This is a genomic window from Streptomyces sp. NPDC002734, from assembly GCF_040295685.1.
Taxonomy (GTDB): Bacteria; Actinomycetota; Actinomycetes; order Streptomycetales; family Streptomycetaceae; genus Streptomyces.
Window position 1 is genome coordinate 154,225 of the sequence record NZ_JBEOVU010000003.1, and the last position, 25,735, is coordinate 179,959.

Sequence of the window (25,735 nt, forward strand, 5' to 3'; positions counted from 1 at the left end):
GCCCGAACGGACGGAATCGATCGCTCCGGTGTGCGGATTCCTGCGGAACCGCCCCCGGAGCTCTCTCCGGCCGGTCATGATGGGGGACATGGCGGGGCTGGAGGGCATCGAGCAGTCACGGGCACCGGGCGGCGTACCCGTGACGCGCTGGTCGCCCGCCGTGGAGGACGAGCGGGCGCTGACGGCCCTCGTGCACTACGGCAACCCGGCCGAGACGGAGGTCGTCCTGCCGACCTGCCCCGAGTCCCGGGGCACCGCGCGGCGGCTGGTCCAGATCGTCGTCCTGCGCCACTGGGCGCTGGGTCCCAAGCTCGCCGAGGACTGCACGCTGCTCGTCTCCGAACTCGAGGGCAACGCGGTCCGGCACACCGGCGCCGCCCAGTACGGGCTGCGCATGCGCCGCCGCCGCGGCTGGATCCGCCTCGAACTCCGCGACCCCTCCCGGGGGCTGCCCTGCCTGCTGCCCGTGCACGCGCTGGACGAGAGTGGGCGGGGCCTGTTCCTCGTCGACCGCATGGCCGACCGCTGGGGCGTCGACCTGCTGCCGCGGGGGAAGCGGACGTGGTTCGAGATGCGGGTCGCCGACCGGGTCTGACCGACGGGTGACGGGGTTCGGCCGACCGGGCCGCCGGGGCCGGGCGGAGGGACGGGGCGCGTGCCGGTTGAGTCTCCAGGGGGTGGAGACCCCAGACTCGGCGGCATGAGCGACGACAGCACCGTGGGCGGCGACGACGGCCTGCTGACCATCGGCGACCTGGCCCGCGCCACGGGCCTGACGGTGCGCACCATCCGTTACTGGTCGGACGAGGGCGTCCTGCCGCCGGTGGCCCGTTCCGCCGGCGGCTACCGCCTCTACGACGCCGCCTCGGTCGCCCGCCTGGAGCTGATCCGCACCCTGCGCGAACTGGACCTGGGCCTGGGGGACGTGCGCCGGGTGGTGACCGGGGAGGCCACGGCCGCGGAGGTGGCCGCGCGCCACGTCGCCGCCCTGGACGCGCAGATCCGCGCGCTGCGGATCACCCGGGCGGTGCTGTCGAGCGTCGCCGACCGCGGTTCGACCACCGAGGAGATGACCCTGATGAACAAGCTCGCCCGACTGTCCGCCGCCGAACGCGCCCGCATCATCGAGCAGTTCGTGGAGGAGACCTTCCAGGGCCTGGACACCGCGGACCCGGTGATCAGGGAGCGGATGCGCGGCGCCGCGGCCGACCTGCCCGACGATCCCACGCCCGAGCAGGTCGACGCGTGGGTCGAACTGGCGGAGCTGCTGAAGGACCCCGGGTTCCGCGCCCGGATGCGCGCCGCCGCCGAGTTCAACGCCGCCGACCGCACCGGGCAGACCCCGGCCGGCGCCTCGATGTGGTTCATGCGGCGCCTGGTCCAGCTGGCCTCCGACGCGCGCCGCCGCGGCGTCGCCCCCGAGTCGCCCGAGGCCGGGGAGGTGCTGCGCGAGCTGCTCGGCGAGGAGGCCGACCTGACCGCCGTGCTGGCCCGCCTGGAGGCCAACACCACGGACGCGCTCTCGCGTTACCGCGAGTTGCTGGCCGTGGTGAAGGGCCGGGGGCCGGACGCCGACCACCGGGAGGAGTTCGGCTGGGTGGTCGCCGCTCTGCGCGCGCGTGCGGCCGGATAATCTTTCTGCGTCAACCAGACATGGACGCAGACGTCATCACGGACGCGCGCACGGCACGAAGGGGAGGGTCCGGCATGGCGGACATCCAGGAAGCACGCAAGGAGTTCGACCGGCTCGACGCCGACGGGGACGGCTTCGTCACCGCCGCCGAGTTCAAGAAGGCGCTCGCGCAGGCCGGCGACTGGAACGTCACCGAGACGGTCGCCGCGACGATCATCGCCCAGCGCGACCTGGACGGCGACAAGCTCCTCTCCTTCGACGAGTTCTGGGCGTACCTGTCCAAGTGACGACGTCCTGACCGACCGGCCCACCGGCCGTCGGAACCGCCCCGCGCCGCGCCTTCGCCGGCCGGGGCGGTTGCGCGTTCCGGAGCGACCAGGGCCGCCCCCGGTACCCGGCCCGCCCGCCCCCGGCCCGCCCAGCACGGTCAGAACGCGTAGCGGACGCGCAGCCACGGGGCGTGGACCGCGATGAGCTCACGCAGCCGGAGCAGGGCGTCGCGCTTGACCTCACGGGCGTAGCGCACGTTCACGGCGCCGTTCTCGGAGCGCTTGGTCTCCTGGGCGGCGGGCTGCCACAGCAGGTCCTCGGCCCGGGGATGCCAGCCCAGGTTGACCTCGTGCAGCTGCTGGTTGTGGGTGAGCATGATGATCTCGGCGGCCGCCTGCTCCTTGACCCGGGCGGGCAGCACGTCGTCCATGTGGTCGAGCAGCTCGGCCCAGTCCCGCTGCCAGCCGGGGCGCAGCACCACCGGGGACAGGTTGAAGTGGACCTCGTAGCCGGCGTCGAGGAAGTCGGCCGCGGCGGCGATGCGGTCCGCGACCGGGCTGGTACGGATGTCCAGCAGACGTGAGTCGGAGCCCGGCATCACCGAGAAACGCACCCGGGTCCGGCCCTGCGGATCCAGGGCCAGCAGGTCCGGGTTGACGAACTTGGTCGCGAACGACGCCTTCGCGGTGGGCAGCCTGCGGAACGCGGCGACCAGGTCGGCCGCGTTGTCGCTCACCAGCGCGTCGACGGAGCAGTCGCCGTTCTCCCCGATGTCGTACACCCACGCCACGGGATCGCACTGGTTCGGCTCCCGCTTGGGACCCTGGGCCCGCACGTGACGTCCGACGTGGGCGACGATCGCCTCGATGTTGGTGAACAGCGTGATCGGATTGGCATAGCCCTTGCGGCGCGGCACGTAGCAGTAGGCACAGGCCATGGCGCAGCCGTTGGAGGCGCCCGGCGCGATCCAGTCGGCCGATCTTCCGTTGGGGCGGGTGGCCAGGGTCTGCTTGACGCCCAGGACCAGGGTCTCGGTCTTCACCCGGGCCCACCGGGCGACGTTCCCGTCGTTGCCGTGCAGCGAGGGGATGCGCCAGTGACCGGGCACCTCCGTGACGGGCACCCCCGGCAGGCGGGCCAGGATCTGCCGGCCGCGCAGGGAGGCGAGGGCTGCGGGCTCCGCGTACACCTCGCGCACGTCCAGCATCCGCCGGGCCTCCGGACCGTCCCGGAAGGCGCCGCCCGGCGGCGCGGCGGGGGCCGCGTCCTCCACGTCCGCCCAGTCGAAGAGCGACTGCTGCTCCGGTGTCTCAGAGGTCTCCGAGGTCCTCGGGGAGGACCCGGCCGGGGTGCGGTCCACAGCCCTGCTCCTGTCCCTGTCCCTGTCCCTGTCGCGATCGGCTCTCCTTCGACCTTACGCGGAGTGCTGCCGGTGCGACGACGGTGACTCAGGGTGAGGGGGAGGTCGCTCAGGCGCTCTCCGCCCACTCGCGCAGGGCGTCCGCGCTGCGGAACCGCGCCACGTTCTTGTCCACCGGGTCGTCGGTGTACTGGTGGACCAGCCACTTCGCCTTGACCCCCGGTTTCCCCTTCGCCACGCCGTAGTGCGCGATCCACAGCCCGTCGCCGGCGTACGAGGTCCGGTCGTGCCGCAGCCAGAAGGTCCGGTTGCAGTACAGAAGGGTGCGGTTGCGCGGCTTGAGCGACTTGACCTTCCGGATGAACCGGTCCTTCTCCGCGTTGCTCGCCCGCGTCCCGCGGCTGGTGGTCTCCCAGTCGCAGGCCAGCAGGTCGCCCGGCTCCGCCAGGGACTCCTGCGCGAAGTGCTCGGCCTGTTCGGTGATGCGGCCGGGCCACAGGAAGTGGTAGAAGCCGACCACCAGTCCGGCCTCCCGGGCGCGTTCGACCTGCGCCTCCATCTTGGGGTTGACGTAGGAACGTCCTTCGGTCGCCTTGACGATCACGAAGGCGAGCCCGTCGGTGTCGAAGGACGCGGACTGGTGCGAACTGACGTCGATGCCATGCAGCATGTGGGGGGTCTCCCTCAAGTTGATCCGGGATGAGAGGGGTTGAAGGGAGCATTCCCCTCGTGAACGGGACTGACGCCCGTAAGCGGCGCCTATCGGGAGGATTGCGGGCATCACGGTTCCCGGCAGGGCGCGAGGTGGCGCCCGGGCAGGGATCCGGCCCACGTACCGTTGACGTCATGGAACTGATCGGCGAGATGTCCCCCGACCGCCCCCTGTTCGTCCTGGCGGTCAAGGAGGAGGCGGCGGAGCTGCTGCGCACCGGGGCTCCGGTGCTGCTGACCGGGATGGGCAAGGTCAACGCGGCCGCGGCGCTGGCCGGGGCGCTGGGGCGCGGGGTGCTGCCGAGCGAGGTCGTGAACCTCGGCACGGCGGGGGCGCTGCGGCCCGGGTGGACCGGCACGCACGTGATCGCCGAGGTGATCCAGCACGACCTGGACTCCCGGCTCCTCGCGGGCCTGACCGGCGAGGTCTACGGGCCGCCGATCACCCTCGGCGAGGGCGAGGGCCCCGTGCTCGCCACCGGGGACAGCTTCATCTCCGACGACGCCGCCCGCGACCGTCTCGCCGAGCAGGCCGCCCTCGTCGACATGGAGGGCTACGCCCTGGCCCACGTGGCCCGGCAGGCCGGCGTCCCGATCCGCCTGGTGAAGCACGTCAGCGACGACGCGGGCGACGGCGCCGCCCGCACCTGGCGCGAGTCGGTCGCCGCCTGCGCGGTGGAACTGGCCCGCTGGGCCGAGCGCAACGTCGAGGCGTAACGGGATCGCCACGGCCAGCGGCCCCGCGGGTCCCGGACGCCCGCGCCCGCGCCCGGGGCCATGGCCATGACCGTGGCCGTCAGACCGAGCGGCCCAAGAGCTCCGCGCACCCCTCCGCGCAGTTGCCCGCGACGAGGGGGCCCGGCAGTCCCGGGGCGGTCAGGGTGACGATCAGCACCGGGCGGTCCGCCGCGTCGTTGCTGCGCGGCGGGTCGCCGAGCACGAGGTCCTCGAAGGAGATGCCCGGCCGCAGCGCCGACTTCGGCAGGGTGACGCGCAGGTCGGTCGACCCGCCGGACCTGAGGTGGAGTCCGCCCGTCCCGTCCGCCTTCCGGCCGCCCCCGCCGCCCTTCACGACACGCGGCGTCAGCCCCTCGGCCCGGGCCAGCAGCCCGTGGGTGCGCGGGGCGCACACGGTGACGGTGGCCTCCAGCGCCCCCAGCACCAGCGGCCGCTCGCCCGTGCCGAGCCGCAGGCCGGCGCGGAAACGCACCGGGCCGCCCTCGCCGTCGTTCGACGCGCCGTACGACGAGATCAGCAGGGTCGGGCTGTCGTCGGGGCCGGCGAAGTCCAGGTCCCGCAGCTCGGCGCACTCCTCGGAGGCCGGACCGGCGGCGACCGGACCGCCGCCCGCGTCCTGTTTCCCGTGCCCCGTGGAGCCGACGTACACGAGGACGAGCACGCACACCACCAGCGCGGCCGCCGTCGCCCACGTCCGTGGCCTGACCCGTCCGGCCGTCGCCGCTCCGCCCATGCCGACCGCCCTCTCAGCCACGGTGCTTCAGGCGCACGACGACGGGGGCGCCGAAGGGATCGCCGGACTGGTTGACCTGGACGTGCCCCGCGCCGAGCCACTCGTCGGTGCCGGGCACCCGGCGGATCTCCTCCAGCCACAGCGACTGCCGGGAGTCCTCGCGGGCGTTGGTCGACAGAGGCAGCCGAGGAGGCCGGAGCTTCAGGCAGCGGCCGTCGCCGGTCAGGTACCGGCTGCCGTTGAGGAGGAACAGACCCTCACCGTCCTGGGCGGCCGGTATCCCGTCACAGCGGTCGGGCGGGGTCTGCCGCTCCACCCACTTCTCCCCGTCCCAGCGCAGGCGGACGGCCTCGTCCGGCGGCTCGTTCTCCACCTCGCCGTGGTTGTAGCTGTGCCGTCCATGGGCCAGGATCTCGCCGCCGTCGAGCACGAAGACCTGGTCGAGGCTCGCGCCGGGCTCCGGCGGGACCGGGTCGTCGAAGCGGTACAGGGGTGTGGCCACCGGCCTCCAGGTGGCGCCGTCCCAGTGCATGGCCGCCGGCTGGGTGTAGGGCAGGCCGCCCTCCGGCTCGGTGCCCGGACCGGTGCCGCGGTGGCCGACCGCCCAGGCGTCGTCCGGCCCCGCCACGGCGAGGTCGGCTGCCGGATACGGCAGCCGGACCGAGTTCCAGCGGGCGCCGTTCCAGTGCAGGGCGGTCTGTCCTTCGGAGAGGGCCCAGACGTCGTCGGGACCCGCCGCCTCGAGGTCTCCGACCGGGGCGGGCGGGGGATTCGGCACGGCGGACCAGCGGGTGCCGTCCCACCTGGCCCAGGAGGCGGCCTCGTCGGCCTGGTCCGCGGGCCCCAGCCACAGTTCCCGCTCACCGATCACCTCGATCCGCAGCCTGAACTTCGCCTCACCGAGGGCGTCGGGCAGCGCCTCGTCCTTCCACCCGGTGCCGTCGAAGTGCAGCAGATGAGGGTCGGACGGGAGGACGTTCTCGCTGCCCACCGCCCAGACGTCGTCCTCCGCGAGCGCGGCGAAGCCGGTGAGGGTGCCGTGGAAGTCCGCGAGGTGCGCGAACTCCCACGAGAGCGGGGAGGCGGCGGCCCCCGACGCCTTGCCGTCCGGAGCCGACGGCGAGGGCGAGTCCGGTCGAGGGCCGGCAGTGCATCCCGCCGCCCCGAGTGCCACGGCGGCCACGGCGGCCACCGCCCCCCTGCGCACGGCTCCGGCAGGTCGTCGGCCCACGGTCACTCCCCTCCCCGCCCGCCCCGAGGAGCGGCTTCCGGCCGCCCCCTCCCCGGAGCGGCCTCGGCCGGGTGAGCCTAGCCGTGCCCGGCCGGCCGCCCGACGCCCGGTCAGCACTCGATGATGTTCACCGCCAGGCCGCCGCGGGCCGTCTCCTTGTACTTGACCGACATGTCCGCGCCGGTCTCCTTCATGGTCTTGATGACCTTGTCGAGGGAGACCTTGTGCGAGCCGTCGCCCCGCATCGCCATCTTCGCGGCGGTCACGGCCTTCACCGCGGCCATGCCGTTGCGCTCGATGCAGGGGATCTGGACCAGGCCGCCGACCGGGTCGCAGGTGAGGCCCAGGTTGTGCTCCATGCCGATCTCGGCGGCGTTCTCGACCTGCTCGGGGGAGCCGCCCATCACCTCGGCGAGGGCGCCGGCGGCCATCGAGCAGGCGGAGCCGACCTCGCCCTGGCAGCCGACCTCGGCGCCGGAGATCGAGGCGTTCTCCTTGAAGAGCATGCCGATCGCGCCGGCCGCGAGGAGGAAGCGCACCACACCGTCCTCGTCCGCGCCCGGGACGAAGTTCAGGTAGTAGTGCAGGACGGCGGGGATGATGCCGGCCGCGCCGTTGGTGGGGGCGGTGACGACCCGGCCGCCGGCCGCGTTCTCCTCGTTGACCGCCATGGCGTAGAGGGTGATCCACTCCATGGAGTGGGCCAGCGGGTCGCCGGCCGCGCGGAGCTGGCGGGCGGTGACGGCGGCCCGGCGGCGGACCTTGAGGCCGCCGGGGAGGATGCCCTCGCGGGACATGCCGCGGTCGACGCACTGGCGCATCACCCGCCAGATGTCGAGCAGGCCGCCGCGGATCTCCTCCTCGGTACGCCAGGCCTTCTCGTTCTCCAGCATCAGGGAGGAGACGGACAGCCCGGTCTCCTTGGTGAGGCGCAGCAGCTCGTCACCGGTGCGGAACGGGTACTTCAGCACCGTGTCGTCCAGCTTCACGCGGTCCGCGCCGACGGCCTCCTCGTCGACGACGAAGCCGCCGCCGACCGAGTAGTACGTCTTGTGGAGCAGCTGGGCGCCCGTGTGGTCGTAGGCCGCGACCGTCATGCCGTTGGCGTGGTACGGCAGGGCCTCGCGGCGGTGCAGCACCAGGTCGGCGTCGAAGTCGAAGGGGATCTCCTGCTCGCCGAGCAGGCGCAGGGTGCCGGTCTGCCTGATCTTCTCGACGCGCTCGTCGGCGGACTCCACGTCGACCGTGCGGGGCGAGTCGCCCTCCAGCCCGAGCAGCACCGCCTTGGGGGTGCCGTGTCCGTGGCCGGTGGCGCCGAGAGAACCGTAGAGCTCGCAGCGGACGGAGGCGGTGGCCTCCAGCAGGTCCTCGTTGCGCAGACGGGCGGCGAACATGCGTGCGGCGCGCATCGGGCCCACGGTGTGGGAGCTCGACGGGCCGATGCCTATCGAGAACAGGTCGAAGACCGAGACGGCCACGTCGACTCCTCATTGAATCGTTGGCTGGCTGTGCAGGGGCGGAGCGGGGGAAGGGCGCGGGGGCGCCGCGCCCACCGGGTGATGGTGGACGGACGCCCCCGAGTCGTACAGGAATCGTACGGAACACCCCAGGTGGTACGAAAATCGTACCTACCGTGTCCGAGTGGTCACAGTGACGGGTAGAGCGGGTGCTTGGCGGCCAGCGCCTCCACCCGCACCCGCAGGGCGGTCGCGGTGTCGGCCGGGAACGGCGTCGGGGCCATGAGGGCCTCGGCGATCACGTCCGCGACCTCGGCGAAGTCCTCCGCGCCGAAGCCGCGGGTGGCCAGCGCCGGGGTGCCGATCCGCAGACCGGAGGTCACCATCGGCGGGCGCGGGTCGTTGGGGACCGCGTTCCGGTTGACGGTGATGCCGATCTCGTGGAGCCGGTCCTCGGCCTGCTGACCGTCCAGCTCCGAGTCGCGCAGGTCGACCAGGACCAGGTGGACGTCCGTGCCGCCGGACAGGACCGAGACCCCGGCCGCCGTCACGTCGTCCTGGACCAGGCGCTCGGCGAGGATCCGCGAACCCTCCAGCGTCCGGCGCTGGCGGTCCTTGAACTCCTCGGAGCCGGCGACCTTGAAAGCCACCGCCTTGGCCGCGATCACGTGCTCCAGCGGGCCGCCCTGCTGGCCGGGGAAGACCGCGGAGTTGATCTTCTTTGCCAGCTCGGCCGTGGAGAGGATCACGCCGCCGCGCGGGCCGCCGAGCGTCTTGTGCGTCGTGGTGGTGACGACGTGCGCGTGCGGGACCGGGCTGGGGTGCAGGCCCGCGGCCGCCAGGCCCGCGAAGTGCGACATGTCGACCATCAGGTACGCGCCGACCTCGTCCGCGATCCGGCGGAACGCGGCGAAGTCCAGCTGACGCGGGTAGGCGGACCAGCCGGCGATGATCAGCTTCGGCTGCGACTCCTTGGCCAGGCGCTCGACCTCGGCCATGTCGACCTGACCGTCCTCGCCGACGTGGTACGGGACCACCTCGTAGAGCCGGCCGGAGAAGTTGATCTTCATGCCGTGGGTCAGGTGCCCGCCGTGGGCCAGGTTGAGGCCCATGATCGTGTCGCCCGGCTTCAGCAGCGCGTGCATCACGGCGGCGTTGGCCTGGGCCCCCGAGTGGGGCTGCACGTTGGCGTGCTCCGCGCCGAAGAGCTCCTTGAGGCGGTCGATCGCGATCTGCTCGATCACGTCGACGTGCTCGCAGCCGCCGTAGTAGCGGCGGCCGGGGTAGCCCTCGGCGTACTTGTTCGTCAGCACCGAGCCCTGGGCCTCCATGACGGCGACCGGAGCGAAGTTCTCCGACGCGATCATCTCGAGGGTGGACTGCTGGCGCGCCAGCTCGGCGTCGATCGCCGCGGCGACGTCGGGGTCGAGCTGGTGCAGGGGAGTGTTCAGGGTCGACATCAGGCTCAGTTCCCGGCGAACTCGGTGTACTCGTCGGCCGTCAGCAGGTCGGTCGGGTCCTCGGAGAGGCGGACCTTGAAGAGCCAGCCGCCCTCGAAGGGCTCCGAGTTCACCAGGGACGGGTCGTTGACGACGTCCTCGTTGATCTCGGTGACCTCGCCGGAGACCGGCGAGTACAGGTCGGAGACCGACTTGGTCGACTCCAGCTCGCCGCAGGTCTCGCCCTCGGAGACGGACTCGCCGACCTCGGGAAGCTGGGCGTAGACGACGTCACCGAGGGCGTCGGCCGCGAACTTGGTGATGCCGATGGTGGCGACGCCGTCCTCGACGGGCGAGAGCCACTCGTGCTCCTTGCTGTAGCGCAGGTCCGTGGGGTTGCTCATGGCAGAGATTCTCCTGTACGCGGGGAGTTTCCGAAGGGTCCGGAAGAACCGGGAAAGGAAGGAACGGGGGGTGTCGGACGGGTGTGTCGGACGGGGTGTGCGACGAGAAGGGGTTACTTCTGTCGCTTGTAGAACGGCAGGGCCACGACCTCGTACGGCTCGTGGGTGCCCCGGATGTCGACGCCCACGCCGGCCGTGCCGGCACCGGCGTACGCCGCGTCCACGTAGGCCATCGCGATGGGCCTGCCCAGGGTGGGGGAGGGGGCGCCGGAGGTGACCTCGCCGATCACCTCGCCGCCCGCGACCACGGAGTAGCCCGCACGGGGGACCCGGCGGCCCTCGGCGATCAGGCCGACCAGCTTGCGCGGCGGCTTCTGCTCCGCGCGGGCCGCGGCCGCGGCCAGCGCCTCGCGGCCCACGAAGTCGCCCTCCTTCTCGAACTTCACGACCCGGCCGAGCCCGGCGTCGAAGGGCGTGAGCGAGGTGGAGAGCTCGTGGCCGTACAGCGGCATGCCGGCCTCCAGGCGCAGGGTGTCCCGGCAGGACAGGCCGCAGGGGATCAGGCCCGCGGGGGCGCCCGCCTCGGTCAGCGCCAGCCACACCTTCTCGGCGTGCTCGGGGGCGGTGAACAGCTCGAAGCCGTCCTCGCCGGTGTACCCCGTGCGGGCGATCAGCGCCGGTACGCCGGCCACGGTGCCCGGCAGGCCGGCGTAGTACTTCAGGCCGTCGAGGTCGGCGTCGGTCAGGGAGGCCAGGATGCCGGGGGAGGCGGGGCCCTGGACGGCGATCAGGGCGTAGGCGTCGCGGTCGTCGCGCACCTCGGCGTCGAAACCCGCCGCCCGCTCGGTGAGCGCGTCCAGGACGACCTGGGCGTTGGAGGCGTTGGCCACGACCATGAAGACCGGGGAGCCGTCCTCGGCGTCGGCGAGGCGGTAGACGATCAGGTCGTCGAGGATGCCGCCGTCCTCCTGGCAGATCATCGTGTAGCGCGCGCGGCCGGCGCCGACGGTGGCGATGTTGCCGACCAGGGCGAAGTTCAGCAGCTCGGCCGCCTGCGGCCCGGTGACCGTGATCTCACCCATGTGCGAGAGGTCGAAGAGGCCGGCGCCGGTGCGCACGGCGTTGTGCTCGTCGCGCTCGGAGCCGTACCGCAGCGGCATGTCCCAGCCGGCGAAGTCGGTCATGGTGGCGCCGAGCGAACGGTGCACGGCGTCGAGCGCGGTGTGGCGGAGGTCGGAACTGCTCATGGGCGGACTCCCGGTACGGGCGAGGACATGACGGTGGAGTGTTCCTCCCCATCTGTCATCGGAACCTGAGAGGTTCGCCATGAACGCCGGACGGGATGACGGTCCGGGGCCAGAGCTTGCACCGTGGGTGGGACCGCCACGGGGGGCGGACCGCTTTTCAGATGTGCCTCGCCCGCGCGGTGACTGGGCCTGAGAGATTCAAGGGAGGGACTTGCTCCTTCGGCGCCCGGGCCGACGCCACGTCCGAGAAGACGTGGGTCCGGTCCCCGGGACTCTCCCGCGCGGATTCAAGCGGCCGGTATGCAGTTGACCCGCACATCATCGCACGGCCTTCCGGGGCCCTGGCGGACCCCCGTGTGTTGCGGGACTGTGGCGGGAACCGGGCGTAAATGAGACGACCGCGCATTACCTTCTCTTTACACTCGAGGGGGATGCTCCAGGTCCCGAACCTGAGGGGGAGGACGACCACGTGAAGAGGACGATCGCCGGCGCCGCGTACGCCGTGCCCGTGACCGGCCCCGGGGCGCGCCACCGGGCGCGCTCCTGGGCGGGCGAGCGGACGCGGACCGGGCGGGTGCGGGCCGAGGGCGCGGACCAGCCGGCGCGCTGCGCGGCGGGGGAGACGGCCGGGGGAAGGGTCCGCGACCTGCGCGGCGGGCCCGGCGGCGTGGCCGGAGAGCAATTGACCTTCGGGGCGCACGACGTGGTGGTGGTCACCGGGCTGCCGGGCAGCGGCAAGTCGACCATGATGCGGCGGGTCGTCGGGGAGGACGCCGTACGGGTCGACAGCCAGGACACCCGGGACCGCTGGGACGCACGGATGCCCCGCTCGCTGCCCTACGCCGTCTATCGGCCGCTGGTGCGGCTCGACCACTACGCGGGCCTGCGGCGCGCCCTGCGCGGCCCGCGCCCGGTGGTGGTGCACGACTGCGGCACCCAGCGCTGGGTCCGCTCCTGGCTGGGACGTGCGGCACGGCGGCGCGGCGGGGCGATGCGCCTGGTGCTGCTCGACGTCAGCGCGGGCGAGGCCCTTCAGGGACAGCGGGCGCGGGGGCGCGGCGTCTCCCGGTACGCCTTCGCCCGGCACCGCAGGGCGGTCGGGCAGCTGCTCGCCGACGTGCGGGACCGGGGGCTGCTGCCGCGGGACTGCGGCTCGGCGGTGCTGCTGGACCGCTCCGCCGCGCGCTCGCTGCGAGGCATCGGGTTCGCCCCCGAACGGCCCGCGGCCGTCCCGTAGTCTGACGAACCGCAGTCCGGCCGGCCGTGGCGGGACGGACCGCGACGACGGCAGCGGACAGCGCAGAACCCCAGGCGGTAGGCATGAACTTCGCGGCGGACGAACAGGCCCGTGCGGGCGGATGGCCCGGCAACGAGCTGGAGGAGGTGCTGACGGCCTCGGCGGCCGCCCCGGCGTCCCCGGCCACCGGCGCCAGGGTCCTCGAGGTGCTCACCCGCAGCTTCGTGTGGATCCCGCTGCCCGAGGGCGGCGGCCGCGACAGCGTCAGCCTCGACCTGCCCACCGTCGACCTGGGCGGCCAGACCTTCGTGCCGGTCTTCAGCTCCCAGGAGCAGTTCCAGCGCGTGGTCGGCTCCCACATGTCGTTCACCATCGCCCCGGTCGTGGAGTTCGCCCGCGGCCTGCCGCCCGAGGTCGGCATCGTCGTCAACCCGGACGGCGCGGTGGGGCTGCCGCTGACGCCGGAGGCGGTCGCCGAACTGTGCCGCGCCGCCGGACCCGGCGCCGGCAGCGGCGGCCGGGTCCGCCTCCGGGAGCCGGACTGGCAGGAGGACCCGGTCGACTTCCTGCGCGCCGCCTCCGAGGAGTTCGCCGCCCTCGGGGTGGTCGCGAGCGCCCGCCGCTGCCTGGCCGCGGTCGAGACGGCGGAGCCCGCGCTGTTCGTCGGCGTCGAACTCACCACCTGGGACGCCCCCTCCGGCGACGCCCGCGCCCTGCCGCTGGAGGCGCTGGGCCGCGCCCTGGGCCGCCACCCGGTGCCCTGGCCCGTCAACCTGGTGCTGCTGGACGCCGTGCCGGACCCGGTCTGCGACTACCTGCGCACCAAGGTGCGGCCGTTCTTCGGCGCCCTGTGACCGGGCGCCCTCACGGGGCAAATCGCCCGGGACCTCACGGCTCGGTCAAGGTGGTGTCTCTCAGCCCGCTTAAGCTGGTTTCATAATCCCGGTCGAACACTCGCTGTCGGACATCGATGGGGCGTAACCAATGTCTTCGCGAAGGGCTGGTTGAGGTGAGCGCGTCGGGCACGGCCGCCGCCGGGCAGGTGGAGCAGATGCTGCGCCAGGTGACGCCCGGGCGCTATGACGCCTACGAGGCGCTGCTGCGCGCCCTCGCGAACCCGTCCGCCGGCCGGCTGTGGATGCTGCTGTGGCAGGGCCGGTCCGGCGCCCCCGACGCGCGTTACGGGAGCATGGAGGTCGACGGGTACTTCTACGTCCCCTGTGTGACCTCCGACCAGGAGCTGTCCGCCAGCGGCTGGACGCGCGGCTACGAGGTGACCGACGCCCTCGAGGCGGCCCGCGGCCTCTACCCCGACCACCACGGCCTGTGGCTCAACCCGCACGCCCCCGGCGGCGGGGTCGGCATCCCGTGGCTGGACCTGCGCCGGATCGTCGCCGGCCTCGACCGTCAGCCGGCCGGGCCGCTGCGGCTGTCCGAACCGGCCATCGAGGTACCGCAGTTCTACGCCCTGCTGGTCCAGAACGCCCACCGCACCCCGGCGGTGCGGGCGCTGCGCCGCGCCTGGGTGCAGCCGGCGCTCGGCGCGCCCTACCTGGCCGTCGGCCTCGACGTGTACGAGACGTCGCCGGCGGCGGTGGAGTCGGTGCGGGCGATGATGAGCCAGTCGGTCGGCGTGGTGCCGGACGGGCTGGCCGTCTCCACGGTGGCCATGGCCGACGAACACGACCCGGTCGCGCTCTGGATGCGGGCCAACGCCCGTCCCTTCTACGACCGCGAGGCCCACGGGCCGGCCGGCTCGGGCCGCGGAGGGTACGGCTACCCGGCCGTGCGCTGACTCCTTCCTCTCCCCTCGCTGCACCGTTCGACGCCCGTCGGTGTCGCCGTCGTCCGTCGCGACCCGCCTCGGGCGTCTGCCGTGAGACAGCCGGGTGTTCGGCCCGGCGCCCGCACCGCCGGCCCCCGCGGCCGGGCGACGCCCGGCAACCCGCGCGCACGGCCGGGGAACCCGCACGTTCGTGCAGCTCGCGGGCGACATCCCGGACGTTTCCATCGTGTAACGGGGCCCCTGAACGGGCCACCGCTACAGGCGATTTGCCGGGTTCGTCAGTTGTTCAGATCTCAGCTAGGTATCACCACTATGCGGACTGTTCTCCTCGCGTAGAGCCCTGAGTAATGTTCGATCGGTCAGCAGGCACCCACCAGTGAACCCCGGAGTGGCCCCGTATGCGCATAGTCAAATCCCGCGTCGCTCGGGCGATAACGGCCGCCTTGGCGGTCGGAATGATCGCGTCGGCGTGCACCAGCGAGCGCGACAATGAAGGCTCCGGCGACGGCGCCAAGGACACCTTCGTCTTCGGCGCCCCGGGCGACCCGAGCTCGCTCGACCCGGCGCTCGCCAGCGACGGCGAGACGTTCCGTGTGACCCGCCAGGCCTTCGAGGCCCTGCTGGAGCACGAGTCCGGCGGCAGCAAGCTGGTGGGCGGCCTGGCGGAGACCTGGGAGAGCAACCCCGAGGGCACCGTCTGGACCTTCAACCTCCGCAAGGGCGTGAAGTTCCACGACGGCGAGGCGTTCAACGCCGCCGCGGTGTGCGCCAACTACGACCACTGGTTCAACTGGGCCGGCACCTACCAGTCCAGCGCGGTGTCCTACTACTGGCAGACCGTCATGGGCGGCTTCGCCAAGAACGAGGACAAGGAGGCCCCCGAGGCCAACTACAAGTCCTGCACCGCGAAGGACGAGAACACCGCCGTCATCGAGGTGAAGAAGCCGACCGCCAACCTCCCCGGCGGCTTCTCGCTGAACGCCCTGGCGATCCACTCGCCGAAGGCGATCAAGGAGTACGAGAAGCAGGACGCGACCGCCAAGGGCGACGCGATCACGTACCCCGAGTACAGCCAGAAGGCCGGCACGGTCGCCGGTACCGGCCCGTACAAGATCAAGGGCTGGAACAAGGGCAACAAGGAAGTCACCCTCGAGCGTTTCGACGACTACTGGGGCGACAAGGCCAAGGTCAAGAACATCGTCATCCGTACGCTGGACACCGAGGAGGGCCGCCGCCAGGCGCTCCAGGCCGGTGACATCGACGGCTACGACCTGGTCGCGCCCGCGGACGTGAAGACCCTCGAGAAGGAGGGCTACCAGGTCCCGACCCGTGGCGTCTTCAACCTCTTCTACGTGGGCATGTCCCAGGGGGCCGACCCGGCCCTGAAGAAGAAGGAGGTCCGCCAGGCGATCGCGCACGCCATCGACCGCGAGAACCTGGTCGCCACCCAGCTGCCCGAGGGCGGCAAGGTCGCCACGCAGTTCATGCCCGACACCATCGCGGGCTACTCGGACAAGGTCAAGCAGTACCCGTTCGACACCGCCAAGGCCAAGGACCTGCTGAAGAAGGCCGGGGAGGAGAAGCTCAAGATCGAGTTCTGCTACCCGACCGAGGTCACCCGCCCGTACATGCCTGCCCCGCAGGACCTGTTCGAGCTGATGAAGGCCGACCTGGAGAAGGCCGGCATCACCGTCACCCCGAAGCCGATGAAGTGGGCCCCGGACTACCTGGACGCCACCGAGGCCGGTTCCTGCGCGCTGCACATGCTCGGCTGGACCGGTGACTTCAACGACGGCTTCAACTTCATCGGCACCTGGTTCGCCGAGTACGACAAGCAGTGGGGCTTCAAGGACAAGAAGCTCTTCGAGACCGTCAACGCCGGTTCCACGCTGACCGGTGACGAGCGCACCGAGGCCTACAAGAAGGCCAACGAGGCGATCATGGAGTACCTGCCGGGTCTCCCCGTCTCCTCGTCGCCCCCGGCCATCGCGTTCGGCAAGAACGTCGTCCCGCCGAAGGTGTCGCCGCTGACGCAGGAGAACTTCGCCGAGGTCTCCTTCAAGTAAGCCGCGGTACCCAGGCACCGCATCCCCGCTCCGCCCGGCCGCCGCACCCAAGGCGGCCGGGCGGACGCGTCCATCAGGCAACACGTACGTCAGAAAGGGGCATGCGCGGTGCTGCGTCTCGTCGCACGAAGACTGCTCCAGCTCATACCCACGCTGCTGGGCCTGTCGGTCCTGCTCTTCATCTGGCTCAACCGGCTTCCCGGCGGCCCCGCCTCAGCGATCCTGGGCGAGCGCGCGACCGATGCCGAGGTCGCGAGAATCAACCGGCTGCTGGGCCTCGACCAGCCGCTCTACGTCCAGTACTGGCGCTTCCTCAAGCGCATCGTGGAACTGGACCTGGGCACCTCGGTGCAGACCGGACAGCCGGTGTGGGACGAGTTCACCCTCCGCTTCCCGGCCACCGTCGAACTGTCGCTGCTGGCCATGCTGATCGCCGTCGCGGTCGGCGTTCCGCTGGGCTACCTCGCCGCCAAGCGGCGCGGCGGATGGCTGGACGTCAGCGCGGTCTCCGGCTCGCTGATCGGCATCTGCATCCCCGTCTTCTTCCTGGCCCTGCTGCTCAAGCAGGTCTTCGCCGTCCACCTGGGCTGGTTCCCCAGCTACGGCCGCCTCTCCACGGGCCTGAACGCCACCGACGTGACCGGGTTCGCCACCCTCGACGGCCTCCTCACCGGTGAGTTCGACGCCACCTGGGACGCGATCATGCACCTGGTGCTGCCCGCGCTGGCGCTCGCCTCCATCCCGCTCGCCGTGATCGTGCGCATGACCCGGGCCAGCGTCCTGGAGGTGCTCGGCGAGGACTACGTCCGCACCGCCGAGTCCAAGGGCCTGCACCCGAAGGTGGTGCGCGGCCGGCACGTGCTGCGCAACGCCATGCTGCCGGTCATCACCGCGGGCGGCCTGCTCACCGGCTCCCTGCTCTCGGGCGCCGTGCTGACCGAGACCGTCTTCTCCTTCAACGGCATCGGCCAGTTCATCCGCACCGCCATCGACGGCCGTGACTACCCCGTCCTGGTCGGCTTCATCATGTTCATCGCGATGACGTACGTCCTGATCAACCTGCTGGTGGACCTGGCGTACAGCCTCATCGATCCGAGAGTGCGGGTGCACTGACCGTGAGTATGACCAAGACCGAGAAGATCCAGCGGCTCGCGGAGCTCACCGCCCGGGACGAGACCACCAGCGGCGCCAGCCTCTGGAAGGAGGCGCTGCGCCGGCTGCGGGGCAGCAAGATGGCGCTCATCGGCGGCGCGATCATCCTGCTCTTCCTGATCGTCGCCGTGGTCGGCCCGTGGGTCGCCCCGTTCTCGCCCACCGCGCAGACCTGGCGCAGTGAGGTCTTCCCCAACCAGGGCAAGTTCGTCAACCCGCGCGCCGAGAACTGGTTCGGTCTCGACCACCTGGGCCGCGACCTGTTCTCGCGCTTCCTGGTCGGGGCGCGGCAGACCCTGCTGGTCGGTGTCGTCTCCACGCTGATCGGCCTGATCGTCGGCGCGATCATCGGCGGGGTCTCCGGCGCCGCGGCCACGCTCGGCGGGGACGCCGGCCGCCGCTTCGACTCGGTGATCATGCGCTTCATCGACATGATGCTGGCGCTGCCGTCGCTGCTGCTCGCCGTGTCCGTCGCCGCCGTGATGGGCCAGTCCCTGACCACGGTGATGATCGCGGTCGGCGTCGTGCAGGTGCCGATCTTCGCCCGGCTGCTGCGCGGCTCGATGCTCGCGCAGGGCGGCGCCGACTACGTGCTGGCCGCCCGTGCCCTCGGCATCCGCAAGCGCCGGATCGTGCTCACGCAGATCGTGCCGAACTCCCTGAGCCCGGTGATCGTGCAGACGACCCTCACCCTGGCCACCGCGATCATCGAGGCCGCCGCCCTGTCCTACCTGGGTCTCGGCAACCCCGACCCCGCGGTCCCCGAGTGGGGCGTGATGCTCTCGACGGCGCAGCGTTTCTTCGACAACGCGCCGCTCATGGCCGTCTTCCCGGCCGTCGGCATCATCATCACCGCCCTCGGCTTCACCCTGCTCGGTGAGTCCATGCGGGAAGCCCTCGACCCGAAGCTGCGAGGCTGAACCACCATGCCACTTCTCTCAGTCGACGAACTGACGGTCACGTTCACCGGAGCGCACGGCCGCAGGACGAACCGCGCGGTCGACGGCGTCTCCTTCCAGGTCGACCAGGGTCAGGTCGTGGGCCTGGTGGGCGAGTCCGGCTGCGGCAAGTCGGTCACCTCGCTCGCCCTGATGGGCCTGCTGCCCTCCAAGGGCGTCGAGCTGGGCGGCCGCGCCGACCTCGACGGCGACAACCTGCTCACCATGAGCCGCGGCAAGCTGCGCGACCTGCGCGGCCGGCGGATGGCCATGATCTTCCAGGACCCGCTGTCCTCGCTGAACCCGGTGATCCCGATCGGCGTGCAGGTCACCGAGATCCTGGAGCGGCACCGCGGCCTGAAGGGCGAGGCGGCCCGCAAGCGCGCCGCCGAGCTGCTCGACCGGGTCGGCATCCCCGATCCGACCCGGCGGCTCAAGGAGTTCCCGCACCAGCTGTCCGGCGGCATGCGGCAGCGCGCCATGATCGCCATGGCCGTCGCCTGCGCCCCCGAGCTGCTGATCGCCGACGAGCCGACCACCGCGCTCGACGTGACCATCCAGGCGCAGATCCTGGAACTGCTCAAGGAACTGGTCGACCAGGAGGGCACCGCCCTGCTGATGATCACCCACGACCTGGGCGTGGTCGCCGGCCTGTGCGACCAGGTCAACGTGCTCTACGCGGGCCGGGTCGTCGAGTCCGCGGCCCGCCGCGAGCTGTTCGCCCACCCGTCGCACCCGTACGCCAACGGGCTGCTGGGCTCCATCCCGCGCCTGGACGCCCCCCGCGGCGAGCCGCTCACCCCGGTCCGCGGCTCCATCAACGACCGGATCGCCTGGACCGACGGCTGCGCCTTCGCGCCGCGCTGCGACCGCTACGAGCTGGACTGCCTCGGCGGCGCCCCCGGCCTGCGCGAGCCCCGGGCCGCCGGCCACCAGGTGCGGTGCGTGCACCCGGTGCTGCACGGCAACGGCGAAACCGACGATCTCCGGACCGAGGAGGTCCCCGCATGAGCCTGCTCGAACTCGACGGAGTGAAGGTCCACTTCCCCGTCAAGAAGGGCGTGATCTTCGACCGCGTGGTGGGCCATGTGCACGCCGTGGACGGGGTGTCCCTGAAGGTGGAGGCCGGGCAGACCTACGGCCTGGTCGGTGAGTCGGGCTGCGGCAAGACCACCCTCGGCCGGGCCGTGCTGCGGCTGGTCGACATCACCGAGGGCGAGGTCGTGCTCGACGGCACCGACCTGGCCAAGCTGCCGCCGGAGGAGATGCGCCGCTTCCGCAGCCGGCTCCAGATGGTGTTCCAGGACCCGCTGGGCTCCCTCAACCCGCGGCAGAACATCGAGTCGATCCTCTCCGAGGGCATGGCCGCCCACGGCATCGGCGCCACCCGCGAGGAGCGGCGGGAGAAGATCAAGGCCATCCTGACCAAGGTCGGCCTGCCCGCCGACGCGCTCTCCCGCTACCCGCACGAGTTCTCCGGCGGCCAGCGCCAGCGCATCGGCATCGCCCGCGCGCTGGTCCTCGAGCCCGACGTGATCATCTGCGACGAGCCGGTCTCCGCGCTGGACGTGTCCATCCAGGCCCAGGTGATCAACCTCCTTGAGGACCTGCAGGAGGAGCTGGGCCTGACCTACCTGGTCATCGCCCACGACCTCGCGGTGGTCCGGCACATCTCCGACGTGGTCGGCGTGATGTACCTGGGCGCGCTGGTCGAGGAGGCGTCGAGCGACGCGCTCTACGCCGAGCCGCGCCACCCGTACACCAAGGCGCTGATGTCGGCGGTGCCGGTGCCGGACCCGGAGGTCGAGGAGAAGCGGGAGCGCATCCTGCTCACCGGCGACCTCCCCTCCCCGGCCAACCCGCCCGCCGGCTGCCGGTTCCACACCCGGTGCCCCTGGGCGCGGGAGCGGTGCGCCACCGAGCGTCCCGAGCTGCTGGACACGGGCGACGGACACCGGGTGGCCTGCCACTTCCAGGCGGAGATCGCCGCGGGCGAGCTGGAGCGGACCGGCGGCGAGGTGGTCGCGGCGGCGCGGCCCGAGGAGCCGGTGACGGCGCCGGTGCCGGCCCCGGCGACGGGTGACGCGCAGGGCTCCGCGCCGGCGCCGGACGCCCCGGACACTCCGGACGCGGGGGTCGTCGGCACGAAGTGAGCCGGGCCGGTGATCCGGCCGGCGGTCGAAGGGGGGCGGCGTCCACGGGGCGCCGTCCCCCTTCGTGCGTCCGGTCCACGTCTCCGGTCCACGTCTCCCGTTCTTGTCTCCGGTGCATGTCTCCGGTTCACGTGTCGGGTTCACATGTCCGGGCACGTGACGCATTGAACTCCAGGCATCTCGCATGCTGGACCTTTCAATGCAAGGTCGACGGCGGACACCGGGCACAATGTCGAGGTGTACCCGCAACTGTTCAGCCCGGGCGTCCAGCACACGCTCGAACTGGTCGGCATCTTCGTCTTCGCCATATCCGGCGCCCTGCTCGCCGTGCGCAAGAACTTCGACGTCTTCGGCATGGCCGTGCTCGCCGAGGTCACCGCGCTCGGCGGAGGGCTCATCCGTGACGTGGTGATCGGCGCCGTGCCGCCGGTCGCCTTCACCGACCTGGGCTTCTTCCTCACGCCGCTGGCGGCCACCGCCCTGGTCTTCTTCCTTCACCCCCAGGTGGAGCGCATCCAGACCGCGGTGAACGTCTTCGACGCGGCGGGCCTCGGTCTGTTCTGCGTGGCCGGCACGCTCAAGGCGTACGAGTACGGACTGGGGCTCACGGCCTCGGCCACGCTGGGCATGGCCACCGCCGTCGGCGGCGGTGTGCTGCGGGACATGCTCGCCAACGAGGTGCCCTCGCTGCTGCGCTGGGACCGCGACCTGTACGCGGTGCCCGCCATCGTCGGTTCGGCGATGGCGGCGGTCTGCATCAAACTGGACGCGCTCACCCCCGCCACCCTGGGGCTGGCCGTCACGGTCGCCTTCGTGCTCCGGCTGCTCGCCATGCGGTTCCACTGGCGGGCCCCGCGTGCCTGGCACCGCCGGTCGACCGTCAAGGAGGTCCAGCCGGAGGAGGTCGCGGTATGAGGTGGGTCACTGTCCGCGGTGGAAAAGCTACCGCTTAGTAACGTACGGGGTATCGTTCTCCCATGTCAGATGCAGCCTCCGCCCAGGCGACCCGGGCCACGATCGGTGACAGCGAGTTCGACCGGGACAGCACGGTCACCTGCCGGGAGCCCGGCGTGTACGACATCGATCTGCCCGCCGGCTGGACGATCTTCAACGCGGTCAACGGCGGCTTCCTGCTGGCCGTGGCGGCCCGCGCGCTCTCCGACGCGCTGCCGCACGCCGACCCGTTCTCCGTCACCGCGCACTACCTGACGGCCTCCACGCCGGGCCCCGCCGTGGTGCGCACCGAGGTGGTCCGCACCGGCCGCACCCTCTCCACCGGCCAGGCGTCGATCTACCAGCAGGACGCGGACGGCAACGAGGTCGAGCGGATCCGGGTCCTCGCCTCCTACGGCGACCTGGACTCGCTGCCCGACGACGTCCGGACCAGCGCCGTGCCGCCGGTCTTCCCGCCCATCGAGCAGTGCTTCGGGCCGGACGACTCGCCGGAGCCGCTGCCGGGCGCGTCCGCCATCACGGACCGCCTCTTCATGAAGATGGACCCCGCGACGCTGGGCTGGGCGCTGGGCGCGCCCTCCGGCAAGGGCGAGGTGCGCGGGTACTTCGGGCTCGCCGACGGGCGGGACGCCGACCCGTTCTCGCTCCTGCTGACCGTGGACGCGCTGCCGCCGACCGCCTTCGACCTCGGCCTCACCGGGTGGGTCCCGACCGTCGAGCTCACCGCCCACATCCGGTGCCGCCCGGCCCCCGGCCCGCTGCGGGTCTCCATCACCACGCGCAACCTCGCGCACGGCTTCCTCGAGGAGGACGCCGAGGTCTGGGACACCGCCGGCCGCCTCGTCGCCCAGTCCCGCCAACTCGCCCGCGCCCGCCTGACCTGACCCGAGGTTCGCGGTGGCCGCGCCCTGCACCCCTGCGGCGGCCGAACCTGCCCGCCCCCGGCTCGAGCGGCGTCGAGAGCTCGGGGGAGGGGGGTATTCGCAGGGCGGGATGGGGGAGCGGCCCCGCGCTGGGGCCCGGAACCCCCGCCGCCCCGGGCCCCCACGCACCGCCCCGTAGAATCGAGGCACCATGGCATACCTCGACCACGCGGCGACGACCCCGATGCTGCCGGAGGCGGCCGCCGCGCTGACCGCCCAGCTGGCCGTCACCGGCAACGCGTCCTCCCTCCACGCGGCCGGCCGCCGCGCGCGCCGCACCGTCGAGGAGGCCCGCGAGACCCTCGCCGAGGCCCTCGGCGCCCGCCCCAGCGAGGTCGTGTTCACCTCCGGCGGCACCGAGGCGGACAACCTCGCCGTGAAGGGCCTGTACTGGTCCCGCCGCGACGCCGACCCCGCCCGCACCCGCGTCCTGGCCAGCCCCGTCGAGCACCACGCCGTCCTGGACGCCGTGCACTGGCTCGCCGAGCACGAGGGCGCCACCGTCGAGTACCTCCCCGTCGACGCCTTCGGCAGGGTCCACGCCGACGCCCTGCGCGCGGCGATCGCCCGCAACCCCGACGACGTCGCCCTCGCCACCGTGATGTGGGCCAACAACGAGATCGGCACCCTGATGCCGGTCCGCGAACTCGCCGACGTCGCGACCGAGTTCGGCGTCCCGCTGCATGCCGACGCGGTGCAGGCGTTCGGGCAGGTGCCGCTCTCCTTCGAGGAGTCCGGTCTCGCCGCCGCCACCGTCTCAGGCCACAAGATCGGCGGCCCCTACGGCATCGGCGCCCTGCTGCTGCGCCGTGAGCACACCCCCGTCCCCGTGCTGCACGGCGGCGGCCAGGAACGTCACGTCCGCTCCGGCACCCTCGACGTCCCCGCCGTGGCCGCCTTCGCGGTCGCCGGGGCGCACGCCGCCGAGCACCAGCCGCTGTTCGCCGAGCGGATCGGCGCCCTGCGCGACGAGCTGGTGGACGCCGTCCGCTCCGCCGTGCCCGAGGCGATCCTCGGCGGCGACCCCGACCGGGCCGGCCGGCTCCCCGCCAACGCGCACTTCACCTTCCCCGGCTGCGAGGGCGACTCCCTGCTGCTCCTGCTGGACGCCCAGGGCATCGAGTGCTCCACCGGTTCCGCGTGCACGGCCGGCGTCGCCCAGCCCAGCCACGTCCTGCTGGCCACCGGCACCGACCCGGACCTGGCGCGCGGCACCCTGCGGTTCTCCCTCGGCCACACCTCGACGCCCGCCGACGTGGAGGCCGTCGCCAAGGCGATAGGCCCCGCGGTGGAACGCGCCCGCGCCGCCGGCCTCACCTGACCGAACCGCCCGCCCAGGCACCCGCCCCGGCACCCGCCCAGGCGTCAGGCCCGGTTCCTGAGCGCCCCGCGCACCAGCTTCATGTACCGGTCCCAGTCCCAGTGGGGCCCGGGATCCGTGTGGTCCGCGCCCGGCACCTCGTGGTGGCCGATCACGTGCTTGCGGTCCACCGGTATGCCGTGGCGCTCGCATATCCCGGCCGTCAGCCGCGCCGATCCCTCGTACATGGCCGCGGTGAAGTCCTGGGGGCGGTCCACGAAGCCGACGTGCTCGATGCCGACGCTGCGCTCGTTGTAGTCCCGGTTGCCCGCGTGGTACGCCACGTCCAGCTCACGGATCATCTGCGTGACGTGGCCGTCCCGGTCGACGATGTAGTGCGCCGCCGCCTGGTGGCCGGGGTCCTTGAACACCTTCACCGCCGTGCGGTACTCGCACTGGGTGATGTGGACGACGACCAGCTCCACCGGGTAGTCGTCGGGCCGGTCGGCCCGGCGGTAGTTGGCCTCCGAGGCGGCCGTCCACCGGGCGCCCGGGGAGTCCACCGCGCCCTCGACGCGTGGCTTCTCGACGCCCGGCACCCGCCACCACGCGCGGCTGAGGTCCTCGCGTGCGACCAGGCCGGCGCCGGCGGCCGTCGCGAGGCCGCCGATCAGCAGGGTCCGGCGCCTGACGCGCCGGCCCCCGTCCTTGCCCTTGCCCTTGTCCTTGCCGGACCCGGTGGTGGCGTTCACGTATCGCACAACGCATATCCGGGGGCGGCGGTTCCCGGGCGCCCCGTACCCTGGAGGGGCTATGACCGATTCCCCGCAGCGCCCCCTCCGCGTCCTCGCCGCCATGTCCGGCGGTGTCGACTCCGCCGTCGCCGCCGCCCGTGCCGCCGAGGCGGGACACGAGGTGACCGGAGTGCACCTCGCGCTCTCCGCCAACCCGCAGTCCTTCCGCACCGGAGCCCGCGGTTGCTGCACCGTCGAGGACTCCCACGACGCCCGCCGCGCCGCGGACGTCATCGGCATCCCCTTCTACGTGTGGGACCTCGCCGACCGGTTCAAGGAGGACGTGGTCGACGACTTCGTCGCCGAGTACGAGGCCGGCCGGACCCCCAACCCCTGCCTGCGCTGCAACGAGAAGATCAAGTTCGCCGCGCTCCTCGACAAGGCGCTCGCCCTCGGCTTCGACGCCGTCTGCACCGGCCACTACGCCAAGGTGGTCCTCCGCGAGGACGGCTCCCGCGAGCTGCACCGCGCCTCGGACATGGCCAAGGACCAGTCCTACGTCCTCGGCGTCCTCGACGACCGGCAGCTCGCGCACGCCCTCTTCCCGCTCGGCGACACCGTCACCACCAAGGACGAGATCCGCGCCGAGGCCGCCCGCCGGGGCCTCGCGGTGGCGAAGAAGCCCGACTCGCACGACATCTGTTTCATCGCCGACGGCGACACCCAGGGCTTCCTCGCCAAGCGCCTCGGCAGGGCCGAGGGCGACATCGTCGACGAGTCCGGCGCCAAGCTCGGCACGCACGAGGGCGCCTACGGCTTCACCATCGGCCAGCGCAAGGGCCTGCGGATCGGCACGCCCGCCGCCGACGGCAAGCCGCGCTACGTCCTGGACATCTCCCCGGTGAACAACACGGTCACCGTCGGCCCCGCCGCCGCGCTCGACGTCACAGCGCTGACCGCGATCAAGCCCCGCTGGTGCGGCACGGCGCCCTCCGGCCCCGGCGCGTACACGGCCCAGCTGCGCGCCCACGGCGACGAGACCCCGGTCACCGCCGAGCTGGTCGACGGCACCCTGCACGTCGCCTTCGCCGAGCCGGTCCGCGGCGTCGCCCCCGGCCAGGCCGTGGTCCTCTACGACGGCACCCGCGTCGTCGGCTCGGCGACCATCGCCACCACCACGCGGGCGACGGAACCGGCCGCCACGGCCTGACGCCGCCGGCGCCCCGGGGCCGAACGGAGCTCGTGGAGAGGGGAGTTGGTCCGACTGCT

25 protein-coding genes and 1 riboswitch are annotated in these 25,735 nt (G+C 72.4%); of the genes, 16 read left to right on the top strand and 9 right to left on the bottom strand.

Features of this window, described 5'->3' with window-relative positions:
• Window positions 1-88: 88 nt before the first annotated feature.
• The 3 genes from ABT026_RS04000 (at window position 89) to ABT026_RS04010 (ending at window position 1,920) form a co-directional block, all read left to right on the top strand.
• The gene (locus tag ABT026_RS04000) at window positions 89-595 is read left to right on the top strand and encodes an ATP-binding protein (protein ID WP_351111893.1); all 507 of its coding nucleotides are present in this window, start codon (window positions 89-91) and stop codon (window positions 593-595) included.
• A gap of 105 nt (window positions 596-700) precedes the next feature.
• Window positions 701-1,633, top strand: a complete 933-nt coding sequence (locus ABT026_RS04005) for a helix-turn-helix domain-containing protein (protein WP_351111895.1) — start codon at window positions 701-703, stop codon at window positions 1,631-1,633.
• Between the two features lie 74 nt (window positions 1,634-1,707).
• Window positions 1,708-1,920 (top strand): EF-hand domain-containing protein, encoded by a 213-nt coding sequence (locus ABT026_RS04010; protein WP_108954299.1) that lies wholly within the window; start codon window positions 1,708-1,710, stop codon window positions 1,918-1,920.
• A gap of 140 nt (window positions 1,921-2,060) precedes the next feature.
• Here ABT026_RS04010 and ABT026_RS04015 read toward each other — a convergent pair whose 3' ends face one another.
• On the bottom strand, window positions 2,061-3,263 hold the full coding sequence (locus ABT026_RS04015; protein WP_502967894.1) for a spore photoproduct lyase family protein: 1,203 nt from the start codon (window positions 3,261-3,263) through the stop codon (window positions 2,061-2,063).
• A gap of 109 nt (window positions 3,264-3,372) precedes the next feature.
• Window positions 3,373-3,933: a glycoside hydrolase family 25 protein gene (locus ABT026_RS04020; RefSeq protein WP_351111897.1), complete on the bottom strand. Its 561-nt coding sequence runs from the start codon at window positions 3,931-3,933 to the stop codon at window positions 3,373-3,375.
• 176 nt (window positions 3,934-4,109) lie between these two features.
• Here ABT026_RS04020 and ABT026_RS04025 point away from each other — a divergent pair, with 176 nt between their 5' ends.
• Window positions 4,110-4,691, top strand: coding sequence for a nucleosidase (locus tag ABT026_RS04025; RefSeq protein ID WP_351111899.1), 582 nt, complete (start codon window positions 4,110-4,112; stop codon window positions 4,689-4,691).
• A gap of 79 nt (window positions 4,692-4,770) precedes the next feature.
• Here ABT026_RS04025 and ABT026_RS04030 read toward each other — a convergent pair whose 3' ends face one another.
• The 6 genes from ABT026_RS04030 to gcvT form a co-directional block, all read right to left on the bottom strand.
• Complete coding sequence (locus tag ABT026_RS04030; RefSeq protein ID WP_351111901.1) at window positions 4,771-5,466, bottom strand: hypothetical protein; 696 nt, start codon at window positions 5,464-5,466, stop codon at window positions 4,771-4,773.
• The gene (locus tag ABT026_RS04035; protein ID WP_351111903.1) at window positions 5,459-6,676 is read right to left on the bottom strand and encodes a hypothetical protein; all 1,218 of its coding nucleotides are present in this window, start codon (window positions 6,674-6,676) and stop codon (window positions 5,459-5,461) included. The genes ABT026_RS04030 and ABT026_RS04035 overlap by 8 nt, the downstream gene beginning before the upstream one ends.
• A 110-nt stretch (window positions 6,677-6,786) precedes the next feature.
• Entirely contained in the window at window positions 6,787-8,154 is a 1,368-nt protein-coding gene (locus ABT026_RS04040) for an L-serine ammonia-lyase (RefSeq protein WP_351111905.1), read from the bottom strand.
• Between the two features lie 167 nt (window positions 8,155-8,321).
• Entirely contained in the window at window positions 8,322-9,593 is a 1,272-nt protein-coding gene (gene glyA / locus ABT026_RS04045) for a serine hydroxymethyltransferase (RefSeq protein WP_351111907.1), read from the bottom strand.
• A 5-nt stretch (window positions 9,594-9,598) separates the two neighbouring features.
• Window positions 9,599-9,976, bottom strand: a complete 378-nt coding sequence (gene gcvH / locus ABT026_RS04050) for a glycine cleavage system protein GcvH (protein WP_351111909.1) — start codon at window positions 9,974-9,976, stop codon at window positions 9,599-9,601.
• A gap of 113 nt (window positions 9,977-10,089) precedes the next feature.
• On the bottom strand, window positions 10,090-11,223 hold the full coding sequence (gene gcvT, locus ABT026_RS04055; RefSeq protein WP_351111911.1) for a glycine cleavage system aminomethyltransferase GcvT: 1,134 nt from the start codon (window positions 11,221-11,223) through the stop codon (window positions 10,090-10,092).
• A 167-nt stretch (window positions 11,224-11,390) separates the two neighbouring features.
• Window positions 11,391-11,513, bottom strand: a riboswitch (glycine riboswitch).
• Between the two features lie 284 nt (window positions 11,514-11,797).
• On the opposite strand from gcvT, the gene ABT026_RS04060 reads away from it, so the two are divergent.
• The 11 genes from ABT026_RS04060 (at window position 11,798) to ABT026_RS04110 (ending at window position 23,753) form a co-directional block, all read left to right on the top strand.
• Entirely contained in the window at window positions 11,798-12,460 is a 663-nt protein-coding gene (locus tag ABT026_RS04060) for an AAA family ATPase (protein WP_502967901.1), read from the top strand.
• Between the two features lie 83 nt (window positions 12,461-12,543).
• Window positions 12,544-13,314 carry an enhanced serine sensitivity protein SseB gene (locus ABT026_RS04065; protein ID WP_351111915.1) on the top strand — a complete coding sequence of 257 codons (771 nt, stop codon included), beginning with the start codon at window positions 12,544-12,546 and terminating at the stop codon, window positions 13,312-13,314.
• Window positions 13,315-13,469: 155 nt separating this feature from the next.
• A complete protein-coding gene (locus ABT026_RS04070) occupies window positions 13,470-14,255 on the top strand; it encodes an enhanced serine sensitivity protein SseB C-terminal domain-containing protein (RefSeq protein ID WP_351111917.1) in 786 nt (261 codons plus the stop codon).
• Between the two features lie 389 nt (window positions 14,256-14,644).
• Complete coding sequence (locus ABT026_RS04075) at window positions 14,645-16,312, top strand: ABC transporter substrate-binding protein (RefSeq protein ID WP_351111919.1); 1,668 nt, start codon at window positions 14,645-14,647, stop codon at window positions 16,310-16,312.
• Between the two features lie 108 nt (window positions 16,313-16,420).
• Window positions 16,421-17,425 (top strand): ABC transporter permease, encoded by a 1,005-nt coding sequence (locus tag ABT026_RS04080; RefSeq protein WP_351111921.1) that lies wholly within the window; start codon window positions 16,421-16,423, stop codon window positions 17,423-17,425.
• A gap of 8 nt (window positions 17,426-17,433) precedes the next feature.
• Window positions 17,434-18,384 (top strand): ABC transporter permease, encoded by a 951-nt coding sequence (locus ABT026_RS04085; protein ID WP_502967902.1) that lies wholly within the window; start codon window positions 17,434-17,436, stop codon window positions 18,382-18,384.
• Between the two features lie 6 nt (window positions 18,385-18,390).
• Entirely contained in the window at window positions 18,391-19,413 is a 1,023-nt protein-coding gene (locus ABT026_RS04090) for an ABC transporter ATP-binding protein (RefSeq protein ID WP_351111923.1), read from the top strand.
• Complete coding sequence (locus ABT026_RS04095) at window positions 19,410-20,555, top strand: ABC transporter ATP-binding protein (RefSeq protein ID WP_351111925.1); 1,146 nt, start codon at window positions 19,410-19,412, stop codon at window positions 20,553-20,555. Before ABT026_RS04090 ends, ABT026_RS04095 begins: the two co-directional genes overlap by 4 nt.
• Window positions 20,556-20,792: 237 nt before the next feature.
• Window positions 20,793-21,470: a trimeric intracellular cation channel family protein gene (locus ABT026_RS04100; RefSeq protein ID WP_351111927.1), complete on the top strand. Its 678-nt coding sequence runs from the start codon at window positions 20,793-20,795 to the stop codon at window positions 21,468-21,470.
• Window positions 21,471-21,532: 62 nt separating this feature from the next.
• Window positions 21,533-22,393 carry a thioesterase family protein gene (locus ABT026_RS04105; RefSeq protein ID WP_351111929.1) on the top strand — a complete coding sequence of 287 codons (861 nt, stop codon included), beginning with the start codon at window positions 21,533-21,535 and terminating at the stop codon, window positions 22,391-22,393.
• 190 nt (window positions 22,394-22,583) lie between these two features.
• On the top strand, window positions 22,584-23,753 hold the full coding sequence (locus ABT026_RS04110) for a cysteine desulfurase family protein (protein WP_351111930.1): 1,170 nt from the start codon (window positions 22,584-22,586) through the stop codon (window positions 23,751-23,753).
• Between the two features lie 44 nt (window positions 23,754-23,797).
• On the opposite strand, the gene ABT026_RS04115 is transcribed toward ABT026_RS04110, so the two are convergent.
• On the bottom strand, window positions 23,798-24,484 hold the full coding sequence (locus ABT026_RS04115; RefSeq protein ID WP_351111932.1) for an N-acetylmuramoyl-L-alanine amidase: 687 nt from the start codon (window positions 24,482-24,484) through the stop codon (window positions 23,798-23,800).
• 61 nt (window positions 24,485-24,545) lie between these two features.
• On the opposite strand from ABT026_RS04115, the gene mnmA reads away from it, so the two are divergent.
• Window positions 24,546-25,676 carry a tRNA 2-thiouridine(34) synthase MnmA gene (gene mnmA, locus ABT026_RS04120; protein ID WP_351111934.1) on the top strand — a complete coding sequence of 377 codons (1,131 nt, stop codon included), beginning with the start codon at window positions 24,546-24,548 and terminating at the stop codon, window positions 25,674-25,676.
• The last annotated feature ends 59 nt before the right edge of the window (window positions 25,677-25,735 follow it).

Bases quoted from the DNA above. Each gene is read 5' to 3' on its own strand.
- ABT026_RS04000 (WP_351111893.1), top strand. From the start codon at position 89: ATGGCGGGGCTGGAGGGCATCGAGCAGTCACGGGCACCGGGCGGCGTA.
- ABT026_RS04005 (WP_351111895.1), top strand. From the start codon at position 701: ATGAGCGACGACAGCACCGTGGGCGGCGACGACGGCCTGCTGACCATC.
- ABT026_RS04010 (WP_108954299.1), top strand. From the start codon at position 1,708: ATGGCGGACATCCAGGAAGCACGCAAGGAGTTCGACCGGCTCGACGCC.
- ABT026_RS04020 (WP_351111897.1), bottom strand. From the start codon at position 3,933: ATGCTGCATGGCATCGACGTCAGTTCGCACCAGTCCGCGTCCTTCGAC.
- ABT026_RS04025 (WP_351111899.1), top strand. From the start codon at position 4,110: ATGGAACTGATCGGCGAGATGTCCCCCGACCGCCCCCTGTTCGTCCTG.
- glyA (WP_351111907.1), bottom strand. From the start codon at position 9,593: ATGTCGACCCTGAACACTCCCCTGCACCAGCTCGACCCCGACGTCGCC.
- gcvH (WP_351111909.1), bottom strand. From the start codon at position 9,976: ATGAGCAACCCCACGGACCTGCGCTACAGCAAGGAGCACGAGTGGCTC.
- gcvT (WP_351111911.1), bottom strand. From the start codon at position 11,223: ATGAGCAGTTCCGACCTCCGCCACACCGCGCTCGACGCCGTGCACCGT.
- ABT026_RS04065 (WP_351111915.1), top strand. From the start codon at position 12,544: ATGAACTTCGCGGCGGACGAACAGGCCCGTGCGGGCGGATGGCCCGGC.
- ABT026_RS04075 (WP_351111919.1), top strand. From the start codon at position 14,645: ATGCGCATAGTCAAATCCCGCGTCGCTCGGGCGATAACGGCCGCCTTG.
- ABT026_RS04085 (WP_502967902.1), top strand. From the start codon at position 17,434: ATGACCAAGACCGAGAAGATCCAGCGGCTCGCGGAGCTCACCGCCCGG.
- ABT026_RS04090 (WP_351111923.1), top strand. From the start codon at position 18,391: ATGCCACTTCTCTCAGTCGACGAACTGACGGTCACGTTCACCGGAGCG.
- ABT026_RS04095 (WP_351111925.1), top strand. From the start codon at position 19,410: ATGAGCCTGCTCGAACTCGACGGAGTGAAGGTCCACTTCCCCGTCAAG.
- ABT026_RS04105 (WP_351111929.1), top strand. From the start codon at position 21,533: ATGTCAGATGCAGCCTCCGCCCAGGCGACCCGGGCCACGATCGGTGAC.
- ABT026_RS04110 (WP_351111930.1), top strand. From the start codon at position 22,584: ATGGCATACCTCGACCACGCGGCGACGACCCCGATGCTGCCGGAGGCG.
- mnmA (WP_351111934.1), top strand. From the start codon at position 24,546: ATGACCGATTCCCCGCAGCGCCCCCTCCGCGTCCTCGCCGCCATGTCC.